The organism is Desulfovibrio sp. (genome assembly GCF_018379785.1).
Taxonomy (GTDB): Bacteria; Desulfobacterota; Desulfovibrionia; order Desulfovibrionales; family Desulfovibrionaceae; genus Desulfovibrio.
This window is the reverse complement of sequence record NZ_JAGZUV010000012.1, coordinates 19,458-42,324: the sequence shown is the minus strand read 5'-3', so window position 1 is coordinate 42,324 and position 22,867 is coordinate 19,458. Positions and strand designations below refer to the sequence as shown.

19 protein-coding genes and 2 riboswitches are annotated in these 22,867 nt (G+C 63.0%); of the genes, 9 read left to right on the top strand and 10 right to left on the bottom strand.

Translation table 11 applies throughout. The features are described 5' to 3' along the window. Positions 1-107: 107 nt before the first annotated feature. The 9 genes from KH208_RS04085 to KH208_RS04045 all read left to right on the top strand — a co-directional run bounded on the left by KH208_RS04085 (position 108) and on the right by KH208_RS04045 (position 13,015). A complete protein-coding gene (locus tag KH208_RS04085; RefSeq protein WP_291434062.1) occupies positions 108-1,919 on the top strand; it encodes an ATP-binding protein in 1,812 nt (603 codons plus the stop codon). Further along, positions 1,916-3,325 carry a sigma-54 dependent transcriptional regulator gene (locus KH208_RS04080; protein WP_291434060.1) on the top strand — a complete coding sequence of 470 codons (1,410 nt, stop codon included), beginning with the start codon at positions 1,916-1,918 and terminating at the stop codon, positions 3,323-3,325. The genes KH208_RS04085 and KH208_RS04080 overlap by 4 nt, the downstream gene beginning before the upstream one ends. Positions 3,326-3,659: 334 nt before the next feature. Then, complete coding sequence (locus tag KH208_RS04075) at positions 3,660-5,468, top strand: sigma 54-interacting transcriptional regulator (protein ID WP_291434058.1); 1,809 nt, start codon at positions 3,660-3,662, stop codon at positions 5,466-5,468. A gap of 347 nt (positions 5,469-5,815) precedes the next feature. After that, entirely contained in the window at positions 5,816-6,421 is a 606-nt protein-coding gene (locus tag KH208_RS04070) for a MarC family protein (protein WP_291434056.1), read from the top strand. A gap of 139 nt (positions 6,422-6,560) precedes the next feature. Then, positions 6,561-7,163: a MarC family protein gene (locus tag KH208_RS04065; RefSeq protein ID WP_291434054.1), complete on the top strand. Its 603-nt coding sequence runs from the start codon at positions 6,561-6,563 to the stop codon at positions 7,161-7,163. A gap of 147 nt (positions 7,164-7,310) precedes the next feature. Beyond that, the gene (locus KH208_RS04060; RefSeq protein ID WP_291434052.1) at positions 7,311-8,621 is read left to right on the top strand and encodes an NCS2 family permease; all 1,311 of its coding nucleotides are present in this window, start codon (positions 7,311-7,313) and stop codon (positions 8,619-8,621) included. Positions 8,622-9,132: 511 nt separating this feature from the next. Further along, a complete protein-coding gene (locus KH208_RS04055; protein WP_291434049.1) occupies positions 9,133-10,539 on the top strand; it encodes a sodium-dependent transporter in 1,407 nt (468 codons plus the stop codon). 224 nt (positions 10,540-10,763) lie between these two features. Continuing rightward, positions 10,764-11,390 (top strand): signal peptidase I, encoded by a 627-nt coding sequence (gene lepB, locus KH208_RS04050; RefSeq protein ID WP_291434047.1) that lies wholly within the window; start codon positions 10,764-10,766, stop codon positions 11,388-11,390. Positions 11,391-11,479: 89 nt separating this feature from the next. Further along, on the top strand, positions 11,480-13,015 hold the full coding sequence (locus KH208_RS04045; RefSeq protein ID WP_291434045.1) for a YifB family Mg chelatase-like AAA ATPase: 1,536 nt from the start codon (positions 11,480-11,482) through the stop codon (positions 13,013-13,015). 149 nt (positions 13,016-13,164) lie between these two features. On the opposite strand, the gene KH208_RS04040 is transcribed toward KH208_RS04045, so the two are convergent. From KH208_RS04040 to KH208_RS03995, 10 genes are all read right to left on the bottom strand, one after another. Beyond that, the gene (locus KH208_RS04040) at positions 13,165-13,503 is read right to left on the bottom strand and encodes an Hpt domain-containing protein (RefSeq protein ID WP_291434043.1); all 339 of its coding nucleotides are present in this window, start codon (positions 13,501-13,503) and stop codon (positions 13,165-13,167) included. A gap of 84 nt (positions 13,504-13,587) precedes the next feature. Continuing rightward, positions 13,588-15,048: an AAA family ATPase gene (locus KH208_RS04035; protein ID WP_291434041.1), complete on the bottom strand. Its 1,461-nt coding sequence runs from the start codon at positions 15,046-15,048 to the stop codon at positions 13,588-13,590. Beyond that, positions 15,045-15,362, bottom strand: coding sequence for a DUF190 domain-containing protein (locus KH208_RS04030; RefSeq protein WP_291434039.1), 318 nt, complete (start codon positions 15,360-15,362; stop codon positions 15,045-15,047). The genes KH208_RS04035 and KH208_RS04030 overlap by 4 nt, the downstream gene beginning before the upstream one ends. Positions 15,363-15,469: 107 nt before the next feature. Continuing rightward, positions 15,470-15,853: a fluoride efflux transporter CrcB gene (crcB, locus tag KH208_RS04025; RefSeq protein WP_291434037.1), complete on the bottom strand. Its 384-nt coding sequence runs from the start codon at positions 15,851-15,853 to the stop codon at positions 15,470-15,472. Positions 15,854-15,895: 42 nt separating this feature from the next. Beyond that, positions 15,896-17,185, bottom strand: coding sequence for a phosphopyruvate hydratase (eno, locus tag KH208_RS04020; protein WP_291434035.1), 1,290 nt, complete (start codon positions 17,183-17,185; stop codon positions 15,896-15,898). Positions 17,186-17,280: 95 nt separating this feature from the next. Continuing rightward, a riboswitch (Fluoride riboswitch) is annotated at positions 17,281-17,340 on the bottom strand. 71 nt (positions 17,341-17,411) lie between these two features. Beyond that, positions 17,412-18,611, bottom strand: coding sequence for an MFS transporter (locus KH208_RS04015; RefSeq protein ID WP_291434033.1), 1,200 nt, complete (start codon positions 18,609-18,611; stop codon positions 17,412-17,414). A 106-nt stretch (positions 18,612-18,717) separates the two neighbouring features. Then, positions 18,718-18,779, bottom strand: a riboswitch (Fluoride riboswitch). A gap of 161 nt (positions 18,780-18,940) precedes the next feature. Next, positions 18,941-20,155: an amidohydrolase family protein gene (locus KH208_RS04010; RefSeq protein WP_062254604.1), complete on the bottom strand. Its 1,215-nt coding sequence runs from the start codon at positions 20,153-20,155 to the stop codon at positions 18,941-18,943. A gap of 12 nt (positions 20,156-20,167) precedes the next feature. After that, positions 20,168-21,034 carry a YitT family protein gene (locus KH208_RS04005; protein ID WP_008682335.1) on the bottom strand — a complete coding sequence of 289 codons (867 nt, stop codon included), beginning with the start codon at positions 21,032-21,034 and terminating at the stop codon, positions 20,168-20,170. A gap of 9 nt (positions 21,035-21,043) precedes the next feature. Beyond that, entirely contained in the window at positions 21,044-21,841 is a 798-nt protein-coding gene (locus tag KH208_RS04000; protein ID WP_008682334.1) for a sulfite exporter TauE/SafE family protein, read from the bottom strand. A 289-nt stretch (positions 21,842-22,130) separates the two neighbouring features. Further along, complete coding sequence (locus KH208_RS03995; protein WP_062254606.1) at positions 22,131-22,838, bottom strand: molybdopterin-guanine dinucleotide biosynthesis protein MobB; 708 nt, start codon at positions 22,836-22,838, stop codon at positions 22,131-22,133. Positions 22,839-22,867: the final 29 nt, after the last annotated feature.

Genomic DNA, 22,867 nt, shown 5'->3' with positions numbered 1-22,867 from the left:
ATAATTAAAATAATAAAAAATAACCTGAAAAGGGCGTTGCTCCGTGCGCGGGAAGGACGTAACCTTTTTACCCGCAGCGGGTAAAAAGGTTACACGAAAGGAATCTTATGCAGGATCACTACTCTCCACTCTCTCATCTGGAAAAGCGGCGGCACTGGCGTTTTTTCTGGCGGCTTTTCGCGGGACTTGCCCTGGCGGGCATCTGCGCCGCGGCGTTCATGGTCACGCGAGGGGCGGAACAGGAAGAGCGGCAAATGCTGGCAAGCATGCAGGGCCGGGCCGATGTGCTGATCTGGGCTCTGGAGGGCAGCGCCCGTTCCTTCGGGCATATGCGGCAAAATCCCATGCTGGGCCTGGTGGAGGAAGTGGCGAAACAGCCGGGCGTCGCGTACATCGCCCTGGTGGCCGCGGACGGGCGGATTCTGATCCACAGCCGCCCGGAGCTGGTGGGGACGGTTCTGTACAGCCCGGAGGAACTGCAAAAGCTGCATGTGGGCGACAGCTCCCAAAGCCGTTTTGACCCGAACGATCCGGGCGTGTTTGAAACCTACAAGATTTTTACCCCGTTCCGTCCGCGCGGCGGCGCGGGCATGCCGGGCCATATGGGCATGGGCCGCATGATGCGGGGCGGACATCATGCCGGGATGATGTCCGGCGAGCTGGAGGACAAATACATTTTTGTGGGGCTGGACGCGTCGCATTTCGCGGCCAATCTGCACGAGTACGTGTTTCATCTCAGCGCCATAGCCGGTCTTGTCACCCTGGCGGGCCTGGTGGGCATCGTGCTGCTGTTCTACATCCAGAATTACCGCTTTTCCAAAAGGATGCTGGAGGATACGCAGGCCTTGGCCTCCCAGGTCATCAACAGCCTTCCGGCCGGGCTGGTGGTGACGGACCCGCACGGGGTCATCTCCCTGAGCAACAGCTACGGGCGGGACATGCTGGGTCTTTCCGGGCAGGAAAAGACGCCGCCTTCCGTGCATGACGCGCCGGTACTGGACTGGCAGGCCCTGATGGACGAGCTGGACGCGGGCAAGGTTATTCCGGAGCGCGACGCGGACCTTTTCCGCTCCAAGGCCAATCCGCTTCCGGTCAGCCTCAGCGCCGCGAAAATCATCGGCAGCGAGGGCGCGTTTCTGGGCTATCTCTTTATCTTGCGCGATCTGGGCGAGATCCGCAGGCTTCAGAAGCAGCTCCGGCAGAGCGAACGGCTCTCCGCGCTGGGCAATCTGGCTGCGGGCGTGGCTCATGAAATCCGTAATCCGCTCAGTTCCATCAAGGGCTACGCCACCTATCTGACCGAAAAGCTGAAAAACGACAAAATGGCCTATGCCACGGGAAATATTCTGATTCAGGAAACCGAGCGCCTGAACCGCGTCATGTCGGATCTGCTGAGCGTGGCGAAGCCGCTTGATCTGCGCCTGCAGCCCGTGCGCATTGAAAACGTTCTGGAACAGGCCGTGCGGGTGATTTCCTCGGACGCGGAGGAAAAGGGCGTGGCCGTGCATTTGCGCCTGCCCCGGCCCGGCGATTTGCCCCAGGGGGAGGCCCGGCTCGACCCCGACCGCCTGATCCAGGCCCTGCTCAACCTGCTGGTCAACGCCGTGCAGGCCACGGAGCCCGGCGGCAGCATCGAGGTCGCGCTGGAAAGCGGCCGGGAGCATGCCGCGGGCGGCGACGGCGTTTTCTGGAGCATCAGCATCAGCGACACGGGCTGCGGCATGTCGGCCCAGACCGTGGCCCAGCTTTTCACCCCGTACTTCACGACCAAGGCCTCGGGCACCGGACTGGGGCTCGTGCTCACCCAGCAGATCGTGGAGCGGCACGGGGGAGAGATCAAGGTGTTCAGCCAGCCCGGCAAGGGCTCGACGTTCACCATTCTGCTGCCCCAGGCTATGCGGGAAGGAGGTGAGGCATGAAAAAAACGTTGACGATTCTGGTGGCCGACGACGACGCCACGCACCGTGAAGTATTGCGGACCCTGCTTGAGGAATGGGGCTACGCGGTCCGAGAGGCCGTGGACGGCGAGCATGCTGTGGCGCTGTGCCGGGAGCAGCCCTTTGATCTGGTGCTCATGGACGTGCGCATGCCCAAAAAATCCGGCCTGGAGGCCCTGAAGGAGATCAAGGTCCACAATCCCGCCGTGCCGGTGCTGATCATGACCGCCTTCTCGGACGTCGCGGCGGCGGTGGAAGCCATCAAGTCCGGCGCGTACGACTATCTGACCAAACCCCTGGACTTTGAAAAGCTCAAGGTCGTGTTGCGCAATGTTTTCGCCCATGTGGGCCTGATCCGCGAAAACGCCACCCTGTCCCGCAGCCTTGCCGCCACCGAGGCGCAGACGGGCATGGTGGGGCGCAGCGAATCCATGCGCGCGCTCTGGGAGATGGTCCGCACCATCGCGCCCACGGACGCCACGGTGCTGATCACCGGCGAGTCCGGCACGGGCAAAGAACTGGTGGCCAAGGCCGTCCATGCCGCCGGCCGCCGGGCGCGGGGGCCGTTTGTGGCGGTGAACTGCGCGGCTCTGACCGAGTCGCTGCTGGCCTCGGAACTGTTCGGGCACGAAAAGGGCGCGTTTACCGGCGCGGACAAAAAGCATGAGGGGCATTTTCTCAAGGCGGACGGCGGCACGATTTTTCTGGATGAAATCGGGGAAATGCCGCTCTCCATGCAGGTCAAGCTGTTGCGCGTGATTCAGGAGCGCGAGGTGCTCAGCGTGGGCGGCAACAAGGCCGTGCCCGTGGATGTGCGCATCATCGCGGCGACCAACCGCGATCTGGCCAGGGAAGTGGCTGCCGGAACGTTCCGCCAGGATCTGTACTACAGGCTGAACGTGGTCACCCTGGCCCTGCCGCCCCTGCGCGAACGCGCGGACGATATTCCTCTGCTCGCCCAGTATTTCATGGCCCGCTTCGCGGACAAGAACAACAAGAAGATCAAGGGGTTCACGCCGGGAGCCATGGATCGCCTGGTGCGCTATGCCTGGCCGGGCAATGTGCGGGAACTGGAAAACGTCATCGAACGGGCGTCCATCCTGCTGTTGGGGGAGCATATCAGCGAGCGGGAGCTGCCGGAGCGCTTCGCCCCGGCCCGGGGCGATGCCCTGACGGACGCCCTGACCACGGATTGCCCGACCCTGGAAGACGTTGAGCGGGCCGTGATTTTGAAAACCCTGAAACGCTTCGGCGGCAACAAGACCGAGGCGGCCAAGGCCCTGGGCATCACCCGCAAGACGCTGCACGCCAAGCTGAGCAAGTATCAGTCCGCGCAGGAGGATGCGCCGGAGGGAGAGGATGAGGACAAGGGCGCGGCAACGAGCTAGGTTTATGACTCGTTTTTATGGGTGAAAACTATGCCCGAAGGGTGAAAAGATAGGTATCTATTCCGTGTGTCTCTGCCGGCTGTCATGGACATCCGGGCAGGCGCATGCCATAATAACTTGGCCTAGGGCCTGTCGACACTATGCCTTTTTGCCCGCTCGCTACGTCAGATTTCACCTGCTTTTTCGGTCGAGTACCAAAAGAGTACACTCCCTCAAAGCAGGCTTATCTTCCTTGCGGGCGAACAAAAATTCTATAGTGTCAACAGGTCCTAGTTGGCTCCGGTTCCGTCCGGAAGCGGAGCCGCATTTTTTCGTCCATCCGCGGGAGATGCCCATGATCGACAGCTCAGCCTACGGCGCGGCGCTGGAAGACCGTCTGGCGCGCATGCCGGGCGGCGTATGCGGCTCGGACAACTGGCTTTTGCTCCACGCCAACGACGCGTTGCGGGACATGCTCGGCATCCGGGGCGAGATTCTGCCCAGCACGGCCTTGAGCCGCTGGCTGAGTCAGGGCGTTCTGGAAGGCTTTCACGAGGCCGGGGGCTCGGAGGGCGCGCCCGGCGAGCAGGGCCGGATGATTTTCCGCCATCCGTGCGGCGCCAGCTATCTGTTCTACTGGTGGGGGGACGTGAGCAAAAGCCACGGCCCGGTACGCTGTTTCACCGTGTATGAAATTCCCATGGGCGAGCTGGATCAGGCCGCCCGGCTGTCCTGGCGCGAACTGGACAGCATGCTGGAATTCATTCACGACGGCATCTGGGTCATTGACGCCGACGGCGTCACCCGGCGCGTCAACCGGGCCATGGAGCGCATTGCCGGGATCAAGGCCGAAGAGGTGGTGGGCCGGCACGTGACCAAGCCCCTGCAGGAGGGGCGCTTCAAAACCTGTGTGACCCTGCGGGCCCTGAAGGCCCGGCATACCGTGACCCTTTTTGACGATTACGCCAACGGCAAACGCTGTCTGAACACCAGTACGCCGGTGTTTGACGAAAACGGCAAGGTCTGGCGCGTGATCGCCGTCATCCGCGACATCACGGAGCTGGAGAGCCTTCAGAAAAAGCTCTCCAACCTGGAAGTGGAGGCCATGGCCTACAAGCTCCGCGCCCAGGGCCTGGAGAGCGAGGCCAACAGCGGCCTCATGGGCCAGAGCCTGCTGCTGCACCGCGTGCGCCAGGACATTGTCAAGGCCGCGCATTCCGACGCCGTGACCCTGATCCTGGGCGAGACCGGCACCGGCAAGTCCCTGGCCGCCAAGATCATCCACGACATGAGCCACAGGGCGGAAAAGCCCTTTGTGGTGGTCAACTGCGGGGCCATGCCCGCGGCGCTCATGGAATCGGAACTGTTCGGCTACGAGGGCGGCGCGTTTACCGGGGCCTCCAAGGGCGGCAAGCCGGGCATGCTGGAGCTGGCCAGCGGCGGCACGCTATTGCTGGACGAAATCGGCGAGCTTTCCCTGCCCATGCAGGCCAAGCTGCTGCATGTGCTGGACGGCCAGCCCTTCTACCGGGTGGGCGGCACCCGCGCCATCGCCGTGGACACCAGGGTGATCGCGGCCACCAACAAGCCCCTGGACAAAATGGTGGCCGACGGCCGGTTCCGCGAAGATCTCTTCTACCGTTTGCGCGTGCTGAACGTGGACATGCCGCCCCTGCGCGAACGCAAGGACGACATTCTGCTGCTGGCCTGGCATTTTCTGCGCAAGATCAGTGAGGGCACCGGCACGGACAAGCGCCTGGACCCGCGCACGGAGCAGCTTTTCCTGGCCTATAACTGGCCGGGCAACGTGCGCGAGCTGCAATCCGTGATCCAGTCCCTGGTCACGCTGGCCGAGACGGAAATCATCGCCCCGGCCGACCTGCCGTCCTACATGCGGGAATCGGCCAGCGCGCCGCGTAAAGTGTCCCGGACGGAACAATCCCTGACCCGGGCCGTGGAGGCTCTGGAAAAAAGCATGCTGGCCGAGGCTCTGGCCGAAGCGGGCAGCACCTACAAGGCCGCCCGCCGCCTGGGCATCAGCCAGTCTTCGGTGGTGCGGAAAGCGAAAAAATACGGTATCCACGCCGAGGGCGAAGCACGGGACGCCCGGACCGGAGAAAATTCCGGCCCGGCGGAAGATGCGCCTGCCCTGAACATTGCCTAGGCTCAGCCCTCATTAAAACGCCGTTCGCGAAAAGCTGAGTTTTTTCGGGCAGCAAGGCGCAAAGGAAAAATTGGGCGAAGCCGTATTGGACATGCCGCGAGGTCGATTTCTTTTTTGCAACGCAGCCGCACGGAAAAAGGCGGTTTTGCAGCAGGTGAGCCTAAGAATTTTCGCCCTTTGCCGGTGTGCGAAGGCCGGGTTTGAATATACTCCCTCCGCCCAGGACTCGCCTCCCTTGGCAGAGAACGAAAATCCTTATTCAGAAGCAGCTCCCGGAGCAGCTCACGCATGAGCATGCGCAGGCAAATCCCTTGCCCCGGCAACGCGTTGCCGCATCTGGAGAACGTATGGATGACATTACCGTCGGCAAAATAATCAGCATGAGCATCAAACTGTATGCGCTGATGACGCCGCCCGCCGTGCTCAGCGCCTTTATCAGCGGCACCGGAAGCCTCGACAGAGAGCGGAAGGCCCTGACGGCCTGTAAAACATCCGTGGCTATTTTCATCATCGGCACGTTTCTCTTTTTGTTCGGTTCGCATCTGTTCAGGCTGTTCGGTTTCACCTTGGACGCCTTTCGCATCGGCGTGGGCCTGCTGCTCTTTTTGACCGCCATTTCGCTGATGAACGACGACTGCACCCAGCCGCGCACCAGGCAGGAAGGCGACATCAGCGTGGTGCCCCTGGCCATTCCTCTGGGCATGGGGCCTTCGGCCATCGGCGCGGTCATGGTTGTGGGCGCCACCACCGAGGGCCTGAACGACGTGCTGTCCGGGGTTTTCTGCCTGCTGCTGGCCTCGTTCGGCATGTTTCTGTTGTTGTGCATGGCCGACAAGGTGGAAAAAGTCCTGGGCGAAACGGGCATTGCCGTGATGTCCAAACTCACGGCCCTGCTGCTGTCGGCCATTGCGGCCCAGGTGATCTTTACGGGCATCACCGCTTTTTTGAAGTAGTGCCGTGCCCGTTTGAGCGAAGCGAATTACGGGCATCGACAGCATGGATAGCCATGTTTTTCGGCGTAGCGATCTTACCACGTAAAAAGATGTTTTAAGTGCTGCGTTATAGTGGACCGGAGCCGCAAGGGAGAGGGGTATGGAAGGCATTGTCAGCGAAGTGGTCGGGACGAGCATCAAGCTGTATGCGCTGATGACGCCGCCCGCCGTGCTCAGCGCTTTTATCAGCGGCACCAAGGAATACGACAAAAAACGGAAAGTCACCGTGGCCTTCAAAACCTCCACGGCGATTTTCATCATCGGCGTGGTGCTCTATCTGTTCGGCTCCAATCTGTTCGAGCTGTTCGGCTTTACCCTGGACGCCTTCCGCATCGGTTCGGGCGTGCTGCTCATGCTGACCGCCGTGGCCCTGATGAACGACGACGGCTCGCAGGTCCATGCCAAGCGCGAGGGCGACATCAGCGTGGTGCCTCTGGCCATTCCCCTGGGCATGGGACCGGCCTCCATCGGCGCGGTCATGGTCATGGGCGCGTCCGCCGAGGATCTGCACGAAATGCTGGTGGGCGTGTTTTCCCTGCTGCTGGCGGCCGCGGGCATGTTTCTGCTGCTCTGCCTGGCCGACGGCGTGGCACGGGTGCTGCGCCGCACAGGCATTGCCGTGCTGTCCAAGCTCACGGGCCTGCTGCTGGCGGCCATTGCGGCCCAGGTGATCTTTACGGGGGTCAGCGCGTTTTTGAAATAGAGCATGTTGCCTTTGAAACGTGTACTGCTTCAAAGGTAATCTGTTCCAATGCGGTTTTTCCGGACAGGAGAACGGGAATTTCAAGTGCAACAGCGGCCGTCCCGCGTGCGCGGACGGCGTTCCGGCGGAAGCCGGGAGGAGGACAGGGTGCGACTGCTGGAAACATATTTTAATCCCGCCGCCAGAGGCAGCTCCGTCAGGAAGGAGTGTCTGGCCGGGCTGACCAGTTTCATGGCCATGTGCTATCTCATCTTTGTGGTGCCGTCCATGCTGGCCGACGCGGGCATGCCCAAGGACTCCGCCGTGGCCGCCACCATCTGGGTGAGCATCCTGGCGACCCTGCTCATGGGCCTGTGGGCGAAATTCCCGGTGGGCGTGGCGCCGGGCCTGGGCATCACGGCCTTTTTCGCCTACTACATCTGTGGTCCCGCGGGCTATACCTGGCAGACGGGCCTGGGAGCGGTGTTCATTTCCGGCCTGGTGTTTCTGCTGCTCACGGCGACCCGCGTGCGCCAGATGATCATCAACGCCGTGCCCATGGACCTGAAATACGCTATTGTGGTGGGCATCGGCGCGTTCATCGCCTTTATCGGCATGAAAAGCTGCGGCATTGTGGCGGCGGACCCCTCCACTTTCGTGACCCTGGGCAATCTGGGCCAGCCCCAGACCCTGCTGGCCGTAGCCGGGGTCTTTCTGATCGGCGCGCTGATGGCCCTGCGCATTCCCGGCGCCATGATCATCGGCATTCTGGCCATCACCCTGGCGGGCATGCTGCTGGGGGTTTCGCCCGTGCCGAACGGGGCGATTTTTTCCGGCAAACTGCCCCTGCCCACGGAGACCTTCTTGCAGATGGACCTCAAGGGCGCGCTGCACCACGGCCTGTTTTCCATTATTTTCACCCTGACCATGGTGGATCTGTTCGACAATATGGGCGTGCTCATCGGCCTGGCGCACAAGGCCGGTTTCATGCGCGAGGACGGGCATATTGAAAACCTGGACAAGGCCCTGATCACCGACTCCCTGGCGACCATGTCCAGCGCCCTGCTGGGAGCCACCACGGCCACCAGCTATCTGGAAAGCGCCACGGGCGTGGCCGAGGGCGGCCGCACCGGCCTGACCGCCGTGGTCATTGCCGGGCTGTTCTTTCTCTCGCTGTTTTTCGCGCCCCTGGTGGCCCTGGTGCCGTCTTTCGCCACCGCGCCCGTGCTGATCATCGTAGGCGCGCTGATGATGCAGGAGGTGGGGCGCATCCGCTTCGCGGACTTCACCGTGGCCCTGCCCGCCTTTCTGACCATCGTGAGCATGCCCCTGACCTTCAACATCGCCACGGGCTTTGGTTTCGGCTTTGTGAGCTGGGTGGGCATCAAGCTGCTGTCGGGCCGCTTCAAGGACGTCAATGTGATCATGTGCCTGATTGCGCTGTGTTTCGGGATTAACTTCGCCCTGCGCCTGCATTAGAGGCTGTCGCCACGAGCGCCTTTTCGGTTATCTCCGCGTCGAACATCGCCTTTTATTCCGGTCGAGTACCATAGCGTTGCTGCAACGGCCGGGGCAAGCGTGCACTCCCCGCATGCTTTGGCCGTTATGCGAGGAACGAGCCTTACGGATGCTTCAAACGTTGTGGCGCAGGAGACTACGCTTGAAGACAGCATGGGTAACGGCACAGTCTGTTCCGTGCAATCGCTGTCGCCATCCGTATCGTTGCTGTCCTTATCCGTACGGCTCCTTTGTCGCCTACGGCCAAGGCAAGGCCTCCGGCCAACGGCTGCCGCGAAGACAGCGGCGCTAACAGGCTCGTTCTCCTTGATATGGCACGAAAATCCGCATCATGACGGCAGCCTCTGGGGAAACGCTCTACAAAGCCCTGCCGTGAGGCGACAGCCGGGCGAAAAAGCATTCTTTCTTGGCAGAGAGCGAAATTTCTCGTAGCCTGTGCGGGTCTTCGGACAATTTCCGCAAAGGGGGCAGGATGGTGGAAAGGGGACAGGTCAAACGCGAAATGCTGGGCAGTCGTCTGGGCTTTCTTCTGCTGTCGGCGGGCTGCGCCATCGGCCTCGGCAACGTCTGGCGTTTTCCGTATATCACCGGCGCTTACGGCGGCGCCATTTTCGTGGGCATTTACATTTTCTTTCTCTTCGCCATTCTGCCCATCATGATCATGGAATTCGCCGTGGGCCGCGCCTCGCGCCGGAACATGGGTCTGGCCCTGCGGGTGCTGGAACCTGCGGGCACGTACTGGCACCGTTTCGGCTGGGTGGCCCTGGTGGGCAGCTATATGCTGATGATGTTCTACACCACGGTGACCGGCTGGATGCTTTCCTACTGCTGGTTCATGGCCTCTGGCGCGCTGTCCGGGCTCACGCCCGAGGGCGTGGGCGGCTTTTTCAACGCCGCTCTGGGGCGGGTGGATGTGCAGATCATCGGCATGAGCCTGAGTGTGGCCCTGGGTTTCGGCGTCTGCGCCCTGGGCGTGCAGAAGGGCGTGGAACGCGTGGTCAAGCTGATGATGGTGGGCCTGCTGCTGATTCTGGTGCTGCTGGTGGTCCGCGCGCTGCTGCTGCCCGGCGCGGGCGCGGGCGTGCGCTTCTACCTTGTGCCGGACTGGGGCAAGTTCAGCGAGGTGGGGCTGCTCAATGTCTGCAACGCGGCTATGAACCAGGCCTTTTTCGCCCTTTCCGTGGGCATCGGGGCCATGACCATCTTCGGCAGCTATCAGCCCAAGGACCGCTCCCTCACCGGCGAGGCGCTCTGGATCATGGGCCTGGACACCTTTGTGGGCATCATGGCCGGGCTGATCATTTTCCCGGCCTGTTTCGCCTTCGGCGTGGAGCCCGGCGCCGGGCCGGGGCTGGTTTTCGTGACCCTGCCCAATATCTTCAATTCCATGGGCGGCGGCCGCCTCTGGGGCACCCTCTTTTTCATCTTTCTGGCTTTCGCCTCCCTATCCACGGTCATCGCGGTGTTTGAAAACATCATTTCCTACAGCGCCGACGTCTGGGGCATGCCGCGTCGCCGGGCCACGGTGCTGCATGCCGGGGCCATGTGGCTGTTGTCCCTGCCCTGCGCCCTGGGCTTCAACCTGCTGAGCTCCGTGCAGCCTCTGGGCGCGGGCAGCAGCATTCTGGACTTTGAGGATTTTCTGATCAGCAATAACATCCTGCCCTTGGGCGGTCTGCTTTTTCTGTTGTTCTGCTGCCGGCGGCGGGGCTGGGGCTGGGAGAACTTCCTGACCGAAGTGGATCTGGGCGTGGGCGTCAAATTTCCGCGCCGGCTGCGCGGCTATCTGACCTGGATACTGCCCGGTCTGATCCTCGTGCTCTTCGCGGTCGGCTATGTGGAGAAGTTCGGGCTCATGGAGCACCTGAAACTGTTTTAGGCCGCTGCGTACCGCCCCGGTACGGGAGGCTGGGCCGTCGGAATCCTGGTGGCGGGGATATTGCTCCGGCGGCTGCTGGTCCGACGGCGTCCGCGCCGTTGAGGCCGGAACAAGACCCGCTTGCCCGCGACGGCGGCTTGCCATCGGAAGAACATCGCGGCATACTGCGACTTCGCGTCCGCCGGGAGGCGCATCCCGGAATCCGCCCTGAACAAGGAATCGCTATGAAACCCACTCTGCTGCAACAAAAAGCGCGCCCCAAGAAACCGCTCTGGCGTGAATACGGTGAAGCCTTGCTGGTAGCTCTGGTCCTGGCCCTGGTGATCCGCACCTTTGTGGTGCAGGCCTTCAAGATCCCCTCGGAATCCATGCTTCAGACCCTGCTGGTGGGCGACCATCTGCTGGCCAGCAAATTCGCCTACGGGATCAAAATCCCCTTTACCGACACCTATGTCTACAAGGGCGACGATCCGGCCAGGGGCGACATCATCATCTTCAAGTACCCCAATGATCCCAGCGTGGACTACATCAAGCGGATCATCGGCGTGCCCGGCGACGTCATCGAGGTGCGCAACAAACAGCTCTACCGCAACGGCCAGCCTGTAAAGGAATCCTACATCCGCTTTGCGGACCCCGACGGCATCGAACCCGTGCGGGACAATTACGGGCCGGTCACCGTGCCGCCCAACAAATACTTCGTCATGGGCGACAACCGTGACAATTCCCTGGACTCCCGCTTCTGGGGCTTTGTGGACCGCAGCGCCATCCGGGCCAAGGCCTGGCGCATCTACTGGTCCTGGGGCGGCCTGGACGATATCCGCTGGGGACGCATCGGGCAGCAGATCCACTAGGGCGGATTAGCTTTGAACATTGGCATTTTCAAAGTTGCCGCTGCCCGCGTGCTGCGGAAAAAGCGTGGTTTATCGTTGCGGTCGTTGCCATGGTGATTCGCCTGTACAGCGGCGGCCTTGAAGGGGTGGACGCCTTTCCGGTGGAAGTGGAGGTGGATTACGTCCGCCAGGGCTTGCCCGGTTTCAGTCTGGTGGGTCTGGCTGAAACCGAGGTGCGCGAGGCCAGGGACCGCGTCTTTGCCGCGCTCCGGGCCTGCAATTTCCGGCTGCCCCCGGCGCGGATCACGGTCAATCTTGCCCCGGCCGGGCGGCGCAAGGCCGGAACCGGCTATGATCTGCCTCTGGCCGTGGGCCTGCTGGCCGCCGCCGGTCTGATTCCCGTGGACAGGGTGCGGGGCCTGTTTTTTATCGGCGAACTTTCGCTGACCGGGGCCCTCAAGCCCGTGCGCGGCGTGTTGCCTCTGGCTATTCTGGCCCGGCGGCATGAGTCCGCCGGTCTGGTTGCTCCGCCGGACAATGCGGCGGAAGCCGCCGTGGTGCGCGGCCTTCAGGTCTACGCACCGCGCGATCTGGCCCAGTGCGCGGCCTTCCTGGCCGGAGCCGAAACCCTGGAAGCCCGGCAACCGGGCGCGCCTCCCGCGCAACCGTCCATCCCCATGCCGGACTTCGCGGAGGTCAAAGGCCAGCAAGCCGCCAAGCGCGCTCTGGAAGTGGCCGCCGCCGGAGGGCACAATCTGCTGCTGATCGGGCCGCCGGGCAGCGGCAAAACCATGCTGGCCCAACGCCTGCCCACCATCCTGCCGCCTCTTTCCTTTGAAGAGGCCCTGGAAGTCACCAAAATCTACAGCGTGGCGGGCCATCTGCAGCCGGACGCGGGCCTGGTGGCCGCGCGTCCTTTCCGCTCGCCGCATCATACGGTTTCGGACGTGGCCCTGGTGGGCGGCGGCAGGCAGTCCCGGCCCGGCGAGGTCAGCCTGGCCCATCGCGGAGTGCTTTTTCTGGACGAGTTGCCGGAATACAACAAGCCCGCCCTGGAGGCGCTGCGACAGCCCCTGGAAGACGGCGTGGTGACCGTGGCCCGCGCGGCCCAGAGCATCACCTATCCGGCGGCCTGCATGCTGGTGGCGGCCATGAATCCCTGCCCCTGCGGCTATCACGGCGATCCCGCGCATGCCTGCACCTGCCGCCCGGAGCAACTGGCCCGCTATCGCAACAAACTCTCAGGTCCGCTGCTGGACCGCATTGATCTGCATGTGGAAGTGCCTGCCGTGCCCTATGCGGATTTGCGCGCCACGGAAGGCGGCGTCTCCTCGGCCGAAATGCGGGCCCGCGTGCTGGCCGCGCGCGCCGTGCAGGAAGAGCGTTTCGCCGGGCTCGCGCCGCGCTGCAACGCGGAACTCTCCGGCGGGCTGCTGGAACGGCAGTGCGCCCTGGATGCGGCCGGGCACAGCCTGATGGAGGCGGCCATGCGCCGTCTGGGCCTTTCCGCGCGGGCCTACACCCGCGTGCTGCGTCTGGCCCGGACCATTGCGGATCTGGCCGGAGCCGGGCGCATCAGCGCCGAACATCTTGCCGAGGCCGTGGCCCTGCGCGTGCTGGATCGCGGCGGCAGGGCAGACGCATAACCGGCGCAAATGAATTGAACTTACGGCTTCGTAGCGCGAGGCTGCGAGAGCAGCAGTTACATGGCATATGGTTATAAAAGAGCCCCGGCGGGTCAAGGCCGGGGCTCTTTGCGGATAATGCCGAAAATCGTTGTGCGCGCAACAGCGCGCTACTGGCTCATAAAGGCCGACATGGTCACCAGCGTATCCGTTACGGCGGAGTCAAAATGGTTCATGGCCGGACCTGTGTCCGCACCGGCCTTGATGGCCATCTCCAGTTCCAGAGCGGCGGCGGCCAGGGCCTTGGCTCCCAGATTGGCGGCCGCGCCCTTGGTGCTGTGCACCAGATGGCGGGCGGTTTCCGTATCGCCGTTTTTCAGGGCCTGTTCCACCTTGGCCGGGCTGTCCCGCTCCGTCTCAATGAATTTCTGCAACAGCTTGACGTACAGGTCGCGTTTGTTGAGCACGCGGGCAATGGCTTCCTTCCAGTCCAGAACTTCCTCGCTCATGATGTCCTTCTTAGCGTGGTTGGGTGAAAAAACGGATGTGCTGTGCGAGAATGATGCCAGCAAGGCCGACCCATGACAAGGGCTTTATGCCGGACGCGTCCGGTATGGCGTTTGACGCGCTTCCGCTGCTTTCCTTTCTTGCGGCGGACGGTTGCGAAGCACGTGCAGGGCATTTGTGAAATCCTCTCGGGTAACACGGATGCTTCGCAGGCTTTCGTCCGGGATTCTTTCGCTGGAGCGGAGCAGCATGTCCAGAGGCATCATCCTGCGCAATGCGGCATAGGCGGCTTCCCGCACGAGGAAAGCCAGTTCAGCGCCCGTATATCCGGCCAGACGCGCGGCCATGGCGGAAAAATCCACTGAATTCGCCAGAGGCAGACCACGCGCATGGATGGCAAGGATTTTCGCGCGTCCTCCGGCATCGGGTCTGCCAATGGGGATGATTTTGTCAAAACGGCCCGGGCGCAGCAAGGCGGAGTCCAACAGATCCAGGCGGTTGGTCGCGCCCAGGATAAAAACTCTCCCCCCAGCCTGAACGCCGTCCATCAGCGTCAGCAACTGCGCGGTAAACTTGGCGTCAAGGCGCAGACTTTCGGCGGAAGAACGGGATTGCGCAATGGCGTCAATCTCATCGAAAAAAATAATTGCCGGTTGCGCCTTCCGTGCCCGCGCGAAAACGTCTCTGAGTTTTTCCTCGGATTCGCCATGCCATTTGGTCACCAGTTCAGGCCCGTTGATCGGGATGAAGGCAGCGCTGCTTTCCGTGGCCAGGGCTCTGGCCAAAAGCGTTTTGCCGCAGCCGGGCGGGCCATGCAGCAGGCAGCCCCTGGACGGCATGATGCCGAGATGGCGCAGTATTTCAGGGTGCCGCAAAGGGAGCTCCACCTCTTCGCGTAATGCCCGCACCGCATTGTCGAGTCCGCCGATATCGGCATAGCGTGCGGGCCGCACGCGTGTTTTTTCCGCCTGTTTCTCGCCGGCCCCGGACGTGCTCCGAATGTCGGGCGCGGGCTTCGGGGATGCGGGGTTCCGGCCGGTATTGCGGTAGATTTCCGCCGCCTTTGCCGCCAGGACATCGGCCGAGAAATGCGGGCAAAGCGTGAGATGAAGCCGCGCGGCTTCCTTTTCCAGCCGTGCCCGCAACGCGTCCCCATCCGTTTCGCGGGCTTCGGGGAGCATATGGGCGAGAAACAGACAGCCCCAGTCCCAGCCGTGCAACGGCGAACAATGTTTTGCATCCGTATGGCCGCGCGAGCAATCATGGACGTGCAACACATCTTTCAGGCCGTTATCGTCCACGTCCGCGTTGTTGACACGCAACGCGGCCCCGGGCCGCAAACGAACCATTTCCCAAAGTTCGAACAGGCTGTCGCGCCAGGCTGCCGCTTTTTCCAGCGGCAGGCGCAATGTCGCCCGTCTTTCGGGCAGAAAGCGTCGATCAAAGCCGGGCATGTTCCGTGCCGCCGCCAATGCGGGGTCAGCATCCGCCGCTTCGTCCGTAGGAAACTCCAGAAGCAGAAAAACGGGCTTATCCACTGGTTTCATTCCTCTCCGGTAATGCCGTATTCAATGGGGGTTTTCATATAGAAAACCTTCAGCCCTTCTTTGCTGATCCGGGCAAAAAGCTCGTCCGTTTTGTCCGCGCCGAGCGCCATGGTCACTTCAATGGGCTGCTCTCCTGTTTCAAAGAAACGCGCGGACTGGTATTTCCCGTCGCGTCCGTAGCCGCCCTGGGCCACGCTGACGGTCACGCCGCTCACGCCCAGTTGTTTCGCCTCTTTCGTCAGCCACTCCGCGATGCTGAGCAATCCGTGTGTGCGCTTCAGTTGCGTGAAGAAAACCAATTGATAGCCGTGCATGGTCTTGTCTCCTTGCAGAGCCGTTTATCTTTGGAAAGCCGGCCTGCTCCTGCAGACTCTTGGGGAAATCCCGGACGCGCTTATGACGGATTCAGATATTGAGCCTTCTAAAAGAGACGCCTGACCAGGGCGAAGGAACCCATGCCCAGAAAAACCATCAGCAGCGAACCGCCCACATGCAAGGTGATTGCGCCGCAGGCCCAGCCGAAACGCTGGGTCTGCAACAGCGTCGCGACTTCCGCCGAAAACGTGGAAAAGGTGGTCAACGCGCCTAAAAAGCCGGTGATGCAGAGCAAGCGCCATTCCGGGGCCAGGGGAAATGTGTAAAAAATGCCCAGCGCCGCTCCCATGCAGTAGCTTCCGAGCAGATTGGCCGCCAACGTTCCCAAGGGTATCACCGGAAATACGGAATTGAGCGCGAGACCGAGCAACCAGCGAAGTGTGGCTCCCCCGGATGCCCCGACGCACACGGCCAGTATGGATTTGATCATCTGTGACAGCTCCCCTCGAAAAAGAATGGTCTGCCCGTGCGTCTAACGGGTTGCGGCAAAAGCGTTTTTCCCGGCGTAAACGGCGCTTGCCCCCAAGGCGCGTTCAATCCGCATGAGCTGATTGTATTTTTCCACCCGTTCGCCCCGGCAGGGAGCGCCGGTTTTCAAATGCCCCGTTTCCAGGGCCACGGTCATGTCGGCAATGAAGCTGTCCACGGTTTCCCCGCTTCGGTGTGAGACAAAAGCGCCCCAGCCGTTGCGCCGGCAGAGCCGCACGGCGTCGATGGTTTCGCTGAGCGTGCCGATCTGGTTGAGTTTGATCAGCGCCGCATTGGCGGTATGCTCTTTAATGCCTCGCTCGATATAGCGGACGTTGGTGACGAAAATATCATCGCCCACCAGTTCCACATGACGCCCCAGCGTGTTGCAGAGCATGGCCCAGCCGTCCCAGTCGTCCTCGGCCAGACCGTCTTCCAGCAGAACCACGGGAAAATCCCGCAGAATGGCGGCATAGTATTCCGTCATTTCTTCAGCGCTGAGAGCGCGTTTCTCCGTCCTGAGATGATAGAGCCCGTCCCTGTGAAAGGCTGTGGCCGCCGGGTCCATGCAGACGGCGATATCTTCGCCCGGCCGGTAACCGGCTTTTTCCACAGCCCGGAGGATCAGTTCCAGCGGCTGCCGGTTGGAGGAAACCGAGGGGGCGAAACCCCCTTCGTCTCCCACTCCGGCGGAAAGGCCGCGATCCAGCAACACGTTCCGCAGGGCCTGATAGACTTCGCTGCCCCAGCGCACGGCGTCGCGCAGGGAAGGCGCGCCCAGAGGAGCAATCATGTACTCTTGAAAATCCGCCCCTTGCCAGCGGGCATGCACCCCGCCGTTCAGGATGTTCATGCAGGGCACGGGCATGAGGCTGGCTCCGGTGCCGCCCAGATAGGCGTAGAGCGGGAGGCCGGCCGACAGGGCCGCCAGGCGGCAGACCGCCAGGGAAACGCCGAGCAGGGCGTTGGCCCCCAGGCGCGATTTGTTCGCCGTGCCGTCCAGAGTGACGAGAGTGTTGTCAATGCCGCGTTGATCCCGGCAATCCATGCCCCGCACGGCGGAGCATATTTCGCCGCACACCGCCGCCACGGCGCCCGACACCCCTTTGCCCCTGAACCGTTGTTTGTCGCCGTCGCGCCGTTCCACGGCCTCCCGCGTGCCCGTGCTCGCGCCGGAGGGGACGGCGGCCCGCGCGCGCAGGCCCGCATCGGATACAAGTTCCACCTCGACAGTGGGATTGCCTCGCGAATCAAGAATCTCCATAGCTGTCACTGTGGCAATCTGAAACGTCATGATGTCCTCCTTCATGGTGATCGTGCATAACAAAAAAGGAGCCGCGCCCTTGCCTGGCGCGGCTCCTTGCACAATATTCTCCCGCCGCCGCCGAAGCGCTGGCAGGAGTCATCAACGAATGCGGTTTTATGGGGGACCCCATCCCCGTTGCCTTGAATATATCCGTTGAGGTGAAAAAGTAAACCGTGCGGTCCGCCTGTTGCGGGCACGCGCGGAAAGTCCGCCGTCACGGCCTGTTTTTCATGCTGACGCCCAGATACAGGGGAAGCGCGCAGAGCTGCGCCGCCACGGAAAACGCCGCCAGATACGTTGGTTGCATATCGTATAGCCAGCCCATCAGCCAACTGCCCAGAAACCAGCTCAGACCGAAACAGGATTCGAAAATGCCGAAGTTGGTGGAGCGTTTTTCCTTGGATGTAAGCGTCACCACGGCGGCCTTGAGGATGGATTCCTGCGCGCCCATACCGATCCCCCACAGCGCGACGCCGACAAGGATGCTCCCGAGAGAGGCGGAGCAAAACACGAATATGGGGAAAAATGCCGCCATGAGGCCGGAAAAAATCAGGGTTTTGAAGCGGAAGCGGTCATAGAGCCAGCCGAAGAGCAGCGCGGCGAAGGCGTCCGCCAGCATGGCCAGCGCGTAGAGCAGGGGCAGTGCGTCGCCCTGGATGACGTTCTGGCGGGAAACATGCAGCGTGATCAGAGGAAAATCCACAAATCCCAAAGCGAAAAACATGATCCCGAATATGTAGAGAAGAAACCCGCTCCGGTTCGCGCCGCTATTTTGCCGTGCGCCCGCCTCTTCAAAATGTCCCGGGTCCGGGAAACGCCGGCGCGCCAGGAAGAGCCAGGCCATGGTCAAAAGCGCCGGGATGCCCAGGGCGGTGAAGCAGAGCGCGTAGGCCGTCCGGGGTTCGGCGTCGCTTTTGAACCAGAGAATGCCGAACAGGAATACCGGTCCCAGAAACGCGCCTATTTGATCGAGAAATTCCTGCACGGCAAAAGCCTTGCCCACGCCTACCCGGGTGGCCGCAAAGGAGAGAAGCGTATTTTTAGCGGGCTGGCGTACGGCTTTGCCGGTGCGTTCCAGAATGATCAGCAGACAGGCCCAGAACCAGCCGTTTTCCGGCACGAGCGCCAGAAAGGGAATGGCGACCATGTTGACGCCGTACCCCAGCATGGTCATCCCCCAATAGTGTTTTGTCTTGTCGGCGATGATTCCGGTCGCGAGCCTGAGCGCATAGCCGATGCATTCGCCGAAGCCGGTGGCAAAGCCGAGTGCGGTGGCCGAAGCGCCGAGCAGGGGAAGATATGCCCCGTAAATGCTGCGTGCTCCTTCGTGGGTCATGTCCGCGAACAGACTGACAATGCCCATGAGCACGACAAAGACAACCGCCGGCGAGGCCTTCCGCAAACGTGACGGCATGTCCGTCCCCCCTTTTTGCTGTACAAGCCGTGCCGCCCATCTTTTTTTCTGCCATGTCCGGCAGGGAGGGGCGCCACGGCAAATAAAAAAGACTCCCGCCGACATTTGTCAGGCAGGAGTCATCAGCACAGCATGCGGTTCAAGGGGGACTCCATCCCCATGAAAGAATCCTATCCCTGCCTGGGACCGGCGGCAAGGGAAATGTTCGCGGCGTCAGCGGATCGCCGGACGGGCGAACAGTGTGAATGGTACATCCCGCCGCGTGGTGTGCAAGTATGAGACGGTTACCCTGCCAGGCTCTGAGTAGGCGCTTTTAATGGGGGCTGAGCCTAATAGGTCAGGGCCTCGGGCAGCAGGCAGAAATTGGCAGGCGCGCCCGGCGTCAGGCGGCCCGCCCCGGACCCGCCCAGGCCCAGCGCCGCCGCGCCGTTGACCGTGAGCAGGCGCACCAGGGCCTCGGGCGGCACGTCCAGGCTTTCGCGCAGATAGACGGCCTCCTGGCGCACGTCCAGGTCGGTATTGGACGTCAGGCCGTCCGTGCCCAGGCAGAGCAGGCCGCCGCTTTCCATCAGGGCGCGCACCGGCGGCGCGCCCACGCCCAGATTGCGGTTGGAGCGCGGGCAGAGGCAGAGGGCCGTGCCCCCGGCGGCCAGCACTTCCACTTCCTGGGCATCCAGTTGCGCGCCGTGCACGGCCAGCGCGCCCGGTCCCAGCAGGCCGAGGCCGGCCGCGTAGGCCAGGGGCCGCATGCCCGGCGGCCGCCAGCCCTCGGGCAGCACCGTGCCCGCGTAGCAGTCGTACAGGGGGCCGTCTCCGCTGGTCAGCAGCCGGGTTTCTTCCGGCGATTCCGCCAGATGAAAGCTGAAAACCGTGTTGTGCCGGGCGCAGTGGTCCCGCGCGGCGCGCAGCACCTCCGGCGCGGTGGAGTACAGGGCATGTCCGGCCGGAGCGCAGCGCCCGGCCAGGGCCGGGTCCGCCGCCAGTTCGTCGCGGCAGCGCGGCGGCCAGGGGCGCTCGCCGTCGATAAAGGGCGGCCCGAAGCCGAACCATTCGCAGAAATGGCTCACCCCCACTCCGGCCTCGCGGCAGGCCCGGTCCACCAGAGCCACGCCGCCCCGCAGGGAACCGGCCACATCCCCTACGTGCAGGGCTCCGGTAGCGGCCAGGCTTTCGCAGGCGCTTTCCGCGGCTGCGGCCACTTCGGCGGCTGTTGACGCGCCCAGCTGGGGAATCATGCTGGCAAGCCAGGCCGTGAAGCCCTTGCCCCAGAGCGTGCGCCCGGCCAGATAGGAAAGCTGGATGTGGGCATGGGCATTGATGCAGGCCGGGACCAGGCAGACCGGCCCCACGTCGCGCACCCGCGCGCCTGCGGGCAGGCGGGCGTTCTTCCAAGGCAGCACGTCTTCCACCAGGCCGTCGCGCACCAGCAGCACGGCGTTGTCGATTTTTTTCAGGGCCGCGAAAAGCCGCGCGCCCCGGGCCGGACTTTCGCCGGTCAGGGGCACAATGGTTCTGGCCCGGATGGCCAGGACGGAGGCGGGCACGGCGGGCCTCGGTCAGCGGCCCCGGCGGGCGAACTGGCCGCCGGAAACGTAAAAGGTGTTTTCCACAATGAAGAGCGCGTGGGAATCAATGGCGTAGACCAGATTTTCCAGGCGCTTGAGCGACACGTTGTTGGTGACGGTGAGCAGAATCTCGCGGTCCGAGCCGGAATAGGCCCCCTTGCCGCGCAGCATGGTCGCGCCGAAACGCTCGGTAACCAGAATGGCCTCGCTGATCTCCTCGCCGTGGTCGGAAATGATCATCACCAGCTTGCGCCGGTTGAACATGCCCAGCACGTATTCCAGGGCATTGGAGGAGATGAACATCATCAGCATGGAGGCCACGATGAGGTCCAGGGAAAGGCGGAAGGCGCCCGTCAGGAACAGCAGGACGTTGAAGATGAAGTTGAACTGGCCGATGGGGATGTTCCAGCGCTCCTTGAGCAGCACCGCGACAATGTCAGTGCCGCCGCCGCTGCCCAGAGTGCGCAGCATGATGCCCCCGGCCGCGCCGTGCAGCACGCCGCCTACCACGGCGGCGTAAACCTCGGTGGAGAGCGGGATCTGGAAGGTGATGAACATGCCGAACACCGTGGTGCAGAGCGTGCCGTAGGCCGTGTAGAGCAGGAAGCGCCGCCCCACGAAGAACCAGCCCCCGATATAGATGGGCAGGCAGATCAGCATGTACCAGAGCAGGGGCGTGAGGGTGCCGGTCCAGTAGGCCACGAGCAGGGCCACGCCCATGACGCCACCGGCCAGGAAGTCATGGGGCGCGGCCACGCTCTGAATGCAGATGGTCATCAGGAGCGAGCCCAGGGTCATCCAGAGCAGGTTCCACCAGACCGATTCGGCCAGTTTTTGATTGTAGGTATACAGCTTCATGCGTTGCTATTACAGGATGCCCCAGAGCATCTTCAAGGCCACCAGGATCAGAAAAACCGCAAAGCCGCGCTTGAGCTTGGCCGTGGGCAGGGCATGGGACAGCTTGGCCCCCAGGGGCGCGGTGAGATAGCTGGCGGCGGCCAGGCCGAGCAGGGCCCAGAGATTCACGAAGCCCAGGGAAAGTGCGGGCAGGTCGGGCCTGCCCCAGCCGCCGATGATGTAGCCCAGGGTGCCGGCCACGGCAATGGGAAAGCCGATGGCCGCCGAGGTACCCACGGCGTGGTGCAGGGGCACGTTGCAGAAGCTCATGAAGGGCACGGACAGCGTGCCGCCGCCGATGCCCACAAAGCTGGAGACCAGACCGATGACCCCGCCCACTCCGGCGGTGCCCAGCGCGCCGGGCATGTCGCGGCTGGCCGGGGGCCGGTAGTTGGAAAGCATCTGGGCGGAAACCACGAACAGAAAGCAGATGAAGAAGATTTTCAGAAACATGGTGGGCATGTGCGTGGCCACCAGGCCGCCCACGAAGGTGCCCACCAGAATGCCGGGCGTGATGTTGCGGAAAATGTCCCAATGCACGGCCCCGCGCGCGTTATGGGCTCGCGCGCTGGAAATGGAGGTGATCATGATGCTGGCCAGCGAAGTGCCCAGGGCCATCTGCTGAACGTACTCGGGCGGCACGCCCTGTCCGGGGAAAATGGCCACCAGCATGGGCACGATGACGATGCCGCCGCCCACGCCCAGCAGTCCGGCCAGAACACCGGCCACCGCGCCACAGCAGAGATAGACCAAGAGAGAAAGGAACATGCAGCGTCTCCTGAAAGAATATAAAAACCTCGACCAAACCATTGCTGCCACGCGGCGGCCCCGCGCGGCAGCGCGCTCGTTGTGTCCCGGCCGCCGGACCATGTTTTGACGGCCGGGATGTACATATCCACCGCGTTCGCTTTGCCCGCGAACATCCGGCGGCTCAACGCCGTGGGGCTTTATGCCCAGCCCTCGGTCGGCGGCGGGAACGCGCTCCCGCTCGGCGTCAGGCGCGGGCGTCCGCTTTCGCAGCCGTCGGAGTGAAGCAACTTTTCAACGTTGCTTTGTTCTATTTCAAAACAATTTCCACCGTGCCCGCGGCCATGCCCTTGAGCGGCGCGAGCATGCCGCGCAGGCCCCCCTCCAGCATCCGGGCCGTAAAGTCGTTGAGGGGCACTTCCCGGCCGTTGACTTTCAGGTTGAGGGAGGGCGGCGTCAGGGCCAGACAGTCCTTGGGAGAGGCTTCTCCGGCCAGAATGTCCCTGGTCAGGGCCGCGCAGTTCTCCCGGCCGCACAGGCCGCAGTCCAGCCCGCCCAGCACAAAGGCCTTGGCGTCGGCCACGCGGGCCAGTTCTTCCACGGAATTCTCGTCAAAAGCGGGCAGGGGCGGCAGGCTGACCGGGCCGAAGGTGCCCACGGCCAGCTCCGGCGCGAGCATGGGGGCCTCCAGTATGTCGCGCAGGCAAAGCACGCGCGGCAGGAAGGTGAGGTTCTTGCCGCCCTCCACCAGCACGATGTCCGCCGGAAGCCGGGTGAACAAATCCATGAAGCCTATTTTGCCGCGCCAGAAAATGGCGGCGTCGTCCTCGCCCAGGGCGGCCACGGGGCGGCCCGGCGCGCTGAGTTTGCTGGTGTCGCGGCCCGGCAGGTCCAGGCCGTGGTGGGTGCATTTGATGACAGCGACCTTGCGGCCCAGGCCCTCCAGGGCCGTGGCCAACAGGCCCGTGAGCGTGGTCTTGCCGGAATTTTTGAAGCCGGTGATGCCGATGGCCCGCATACGCTTCCTCCCGCTGCTGATGCCGTGGA

Bases quoted from the DNA above. Each gene is read 5' to 3' on its own strand.
- KH208_RS04055 (WP_291434049.1), top strand. From the start codon at position 9,133: ATGGTGGAAAGGGGACAGGTCAAACGCGAAATGCTGGGCAGTCGTCTG.
- KH208_RS03995 (WP_062254606.1), bottom strand. From the start codon at position 22,838: ATGCGGGCCATCGGCATCACCGGCTTCAAAAATTCCGGCAAGACCACG.
- KH208_RS04000 (WP_008682334.1), bottom strand. From the start codon at position 21,841: ATGTTCCTTTCTCTCTTGGTCTATCTCTGCTGTGGCGCGGTGGCCGGT.
- KH208_RS04005 (WP_008682335.1), bottom strand. From the start codon at position 21,034: ATGAAGCTGTATACCTACAATCAAAAACTGGCCGAATCGGTCTGGTGG.
- KH208_RS04085 (WP_291434062.1), top strand. From the start codon at position 108: ATGCAGGATCACTACTCTCCACTCTCTCATCTGGAAAAGCGGCGGCAC.
- KH208_RS04070 (WP_291434056.1), top strand. From the start codon at position 5,816: ATGGATGACATTACCGTCGGCAAAATAATCAGCATGAGCATCAAACTG.
- lepB (WP_291434047.1), top strand. From the start codon at position 10,764: ATGAAACCCACTCTGCTGCAACAAAAAGCGCGCCCCAAGAAACCGCTC.
- KH208_RS04080 (WP_291434060.1), top strand. From the start codon at position 1,916: ATGAAAAAAACGTTGACGATTCTGGTGGCCGACGACGACGCCACGCAC.
- KH208_RS04030 (WP_291434039.1), bottom strand. From the start codon at position 15,362: ATGCACGGCTATCAATTGGTTTTCTTCACGCAACTGAAGCGCACACAC.
- crcB (WP_291434037.1), bottom strand. From the start codon at position 15,853: ATGATCAAATCCATACTGGCCGTGTGCGTCGGGGCATCCGGGGGAGCC.
- eno (WP_291434035.1), bottom strand. From the start codon at position 17,185: ATGACGTTTCAGATTGCCACAGTGACAGCTATGGAGATTCTTGATTCG.
- KH208_RS04045 (WP_291434045.1), top strand. From the start codon at position 11,480: ATGGTGATTCGCCTGTACAGCGGCGGCCTTGAAGGGGTGGACGCCTTT.
- KH208_RS04035 (WP_291434041.1), bottom strand. From the start codon at position 15,048: ATGAAACCAGTGGATAAGCCCGTTTTTCTGCTTCTGGAGTTTCCTACG.
- KH208_RS04015 (WP_291434033.1), bottom strand. From the start codon at position 18,611: ATGCCGTCACGTTTGCGGAAGGCCTCGCCGGCGGTTGTCTTTGTCGTG.
- KH208_RS04065 (WP_291434054.1), top strand. From the start codon at position 6,561: ATGGAAGGCATTGTCAGCGAAGTGGTCGGGACGAGCATCAAGCTGTAT.
- KH208_RS04075 (WP_291434058.1), top strand. From the start codon at position 3,660: ATGATCGACAGCTCAGCCTACGGCGCGGCGCTGGAAGACCGTCTGGCG.
- KH208_RS04040 (WP_291434043.1), bottom strand. From the start codon at position 13,503: ATGAGCGAGGAAGTTCTGGACTGGAAGGAAGCCATTGCCCGCGTGCTC.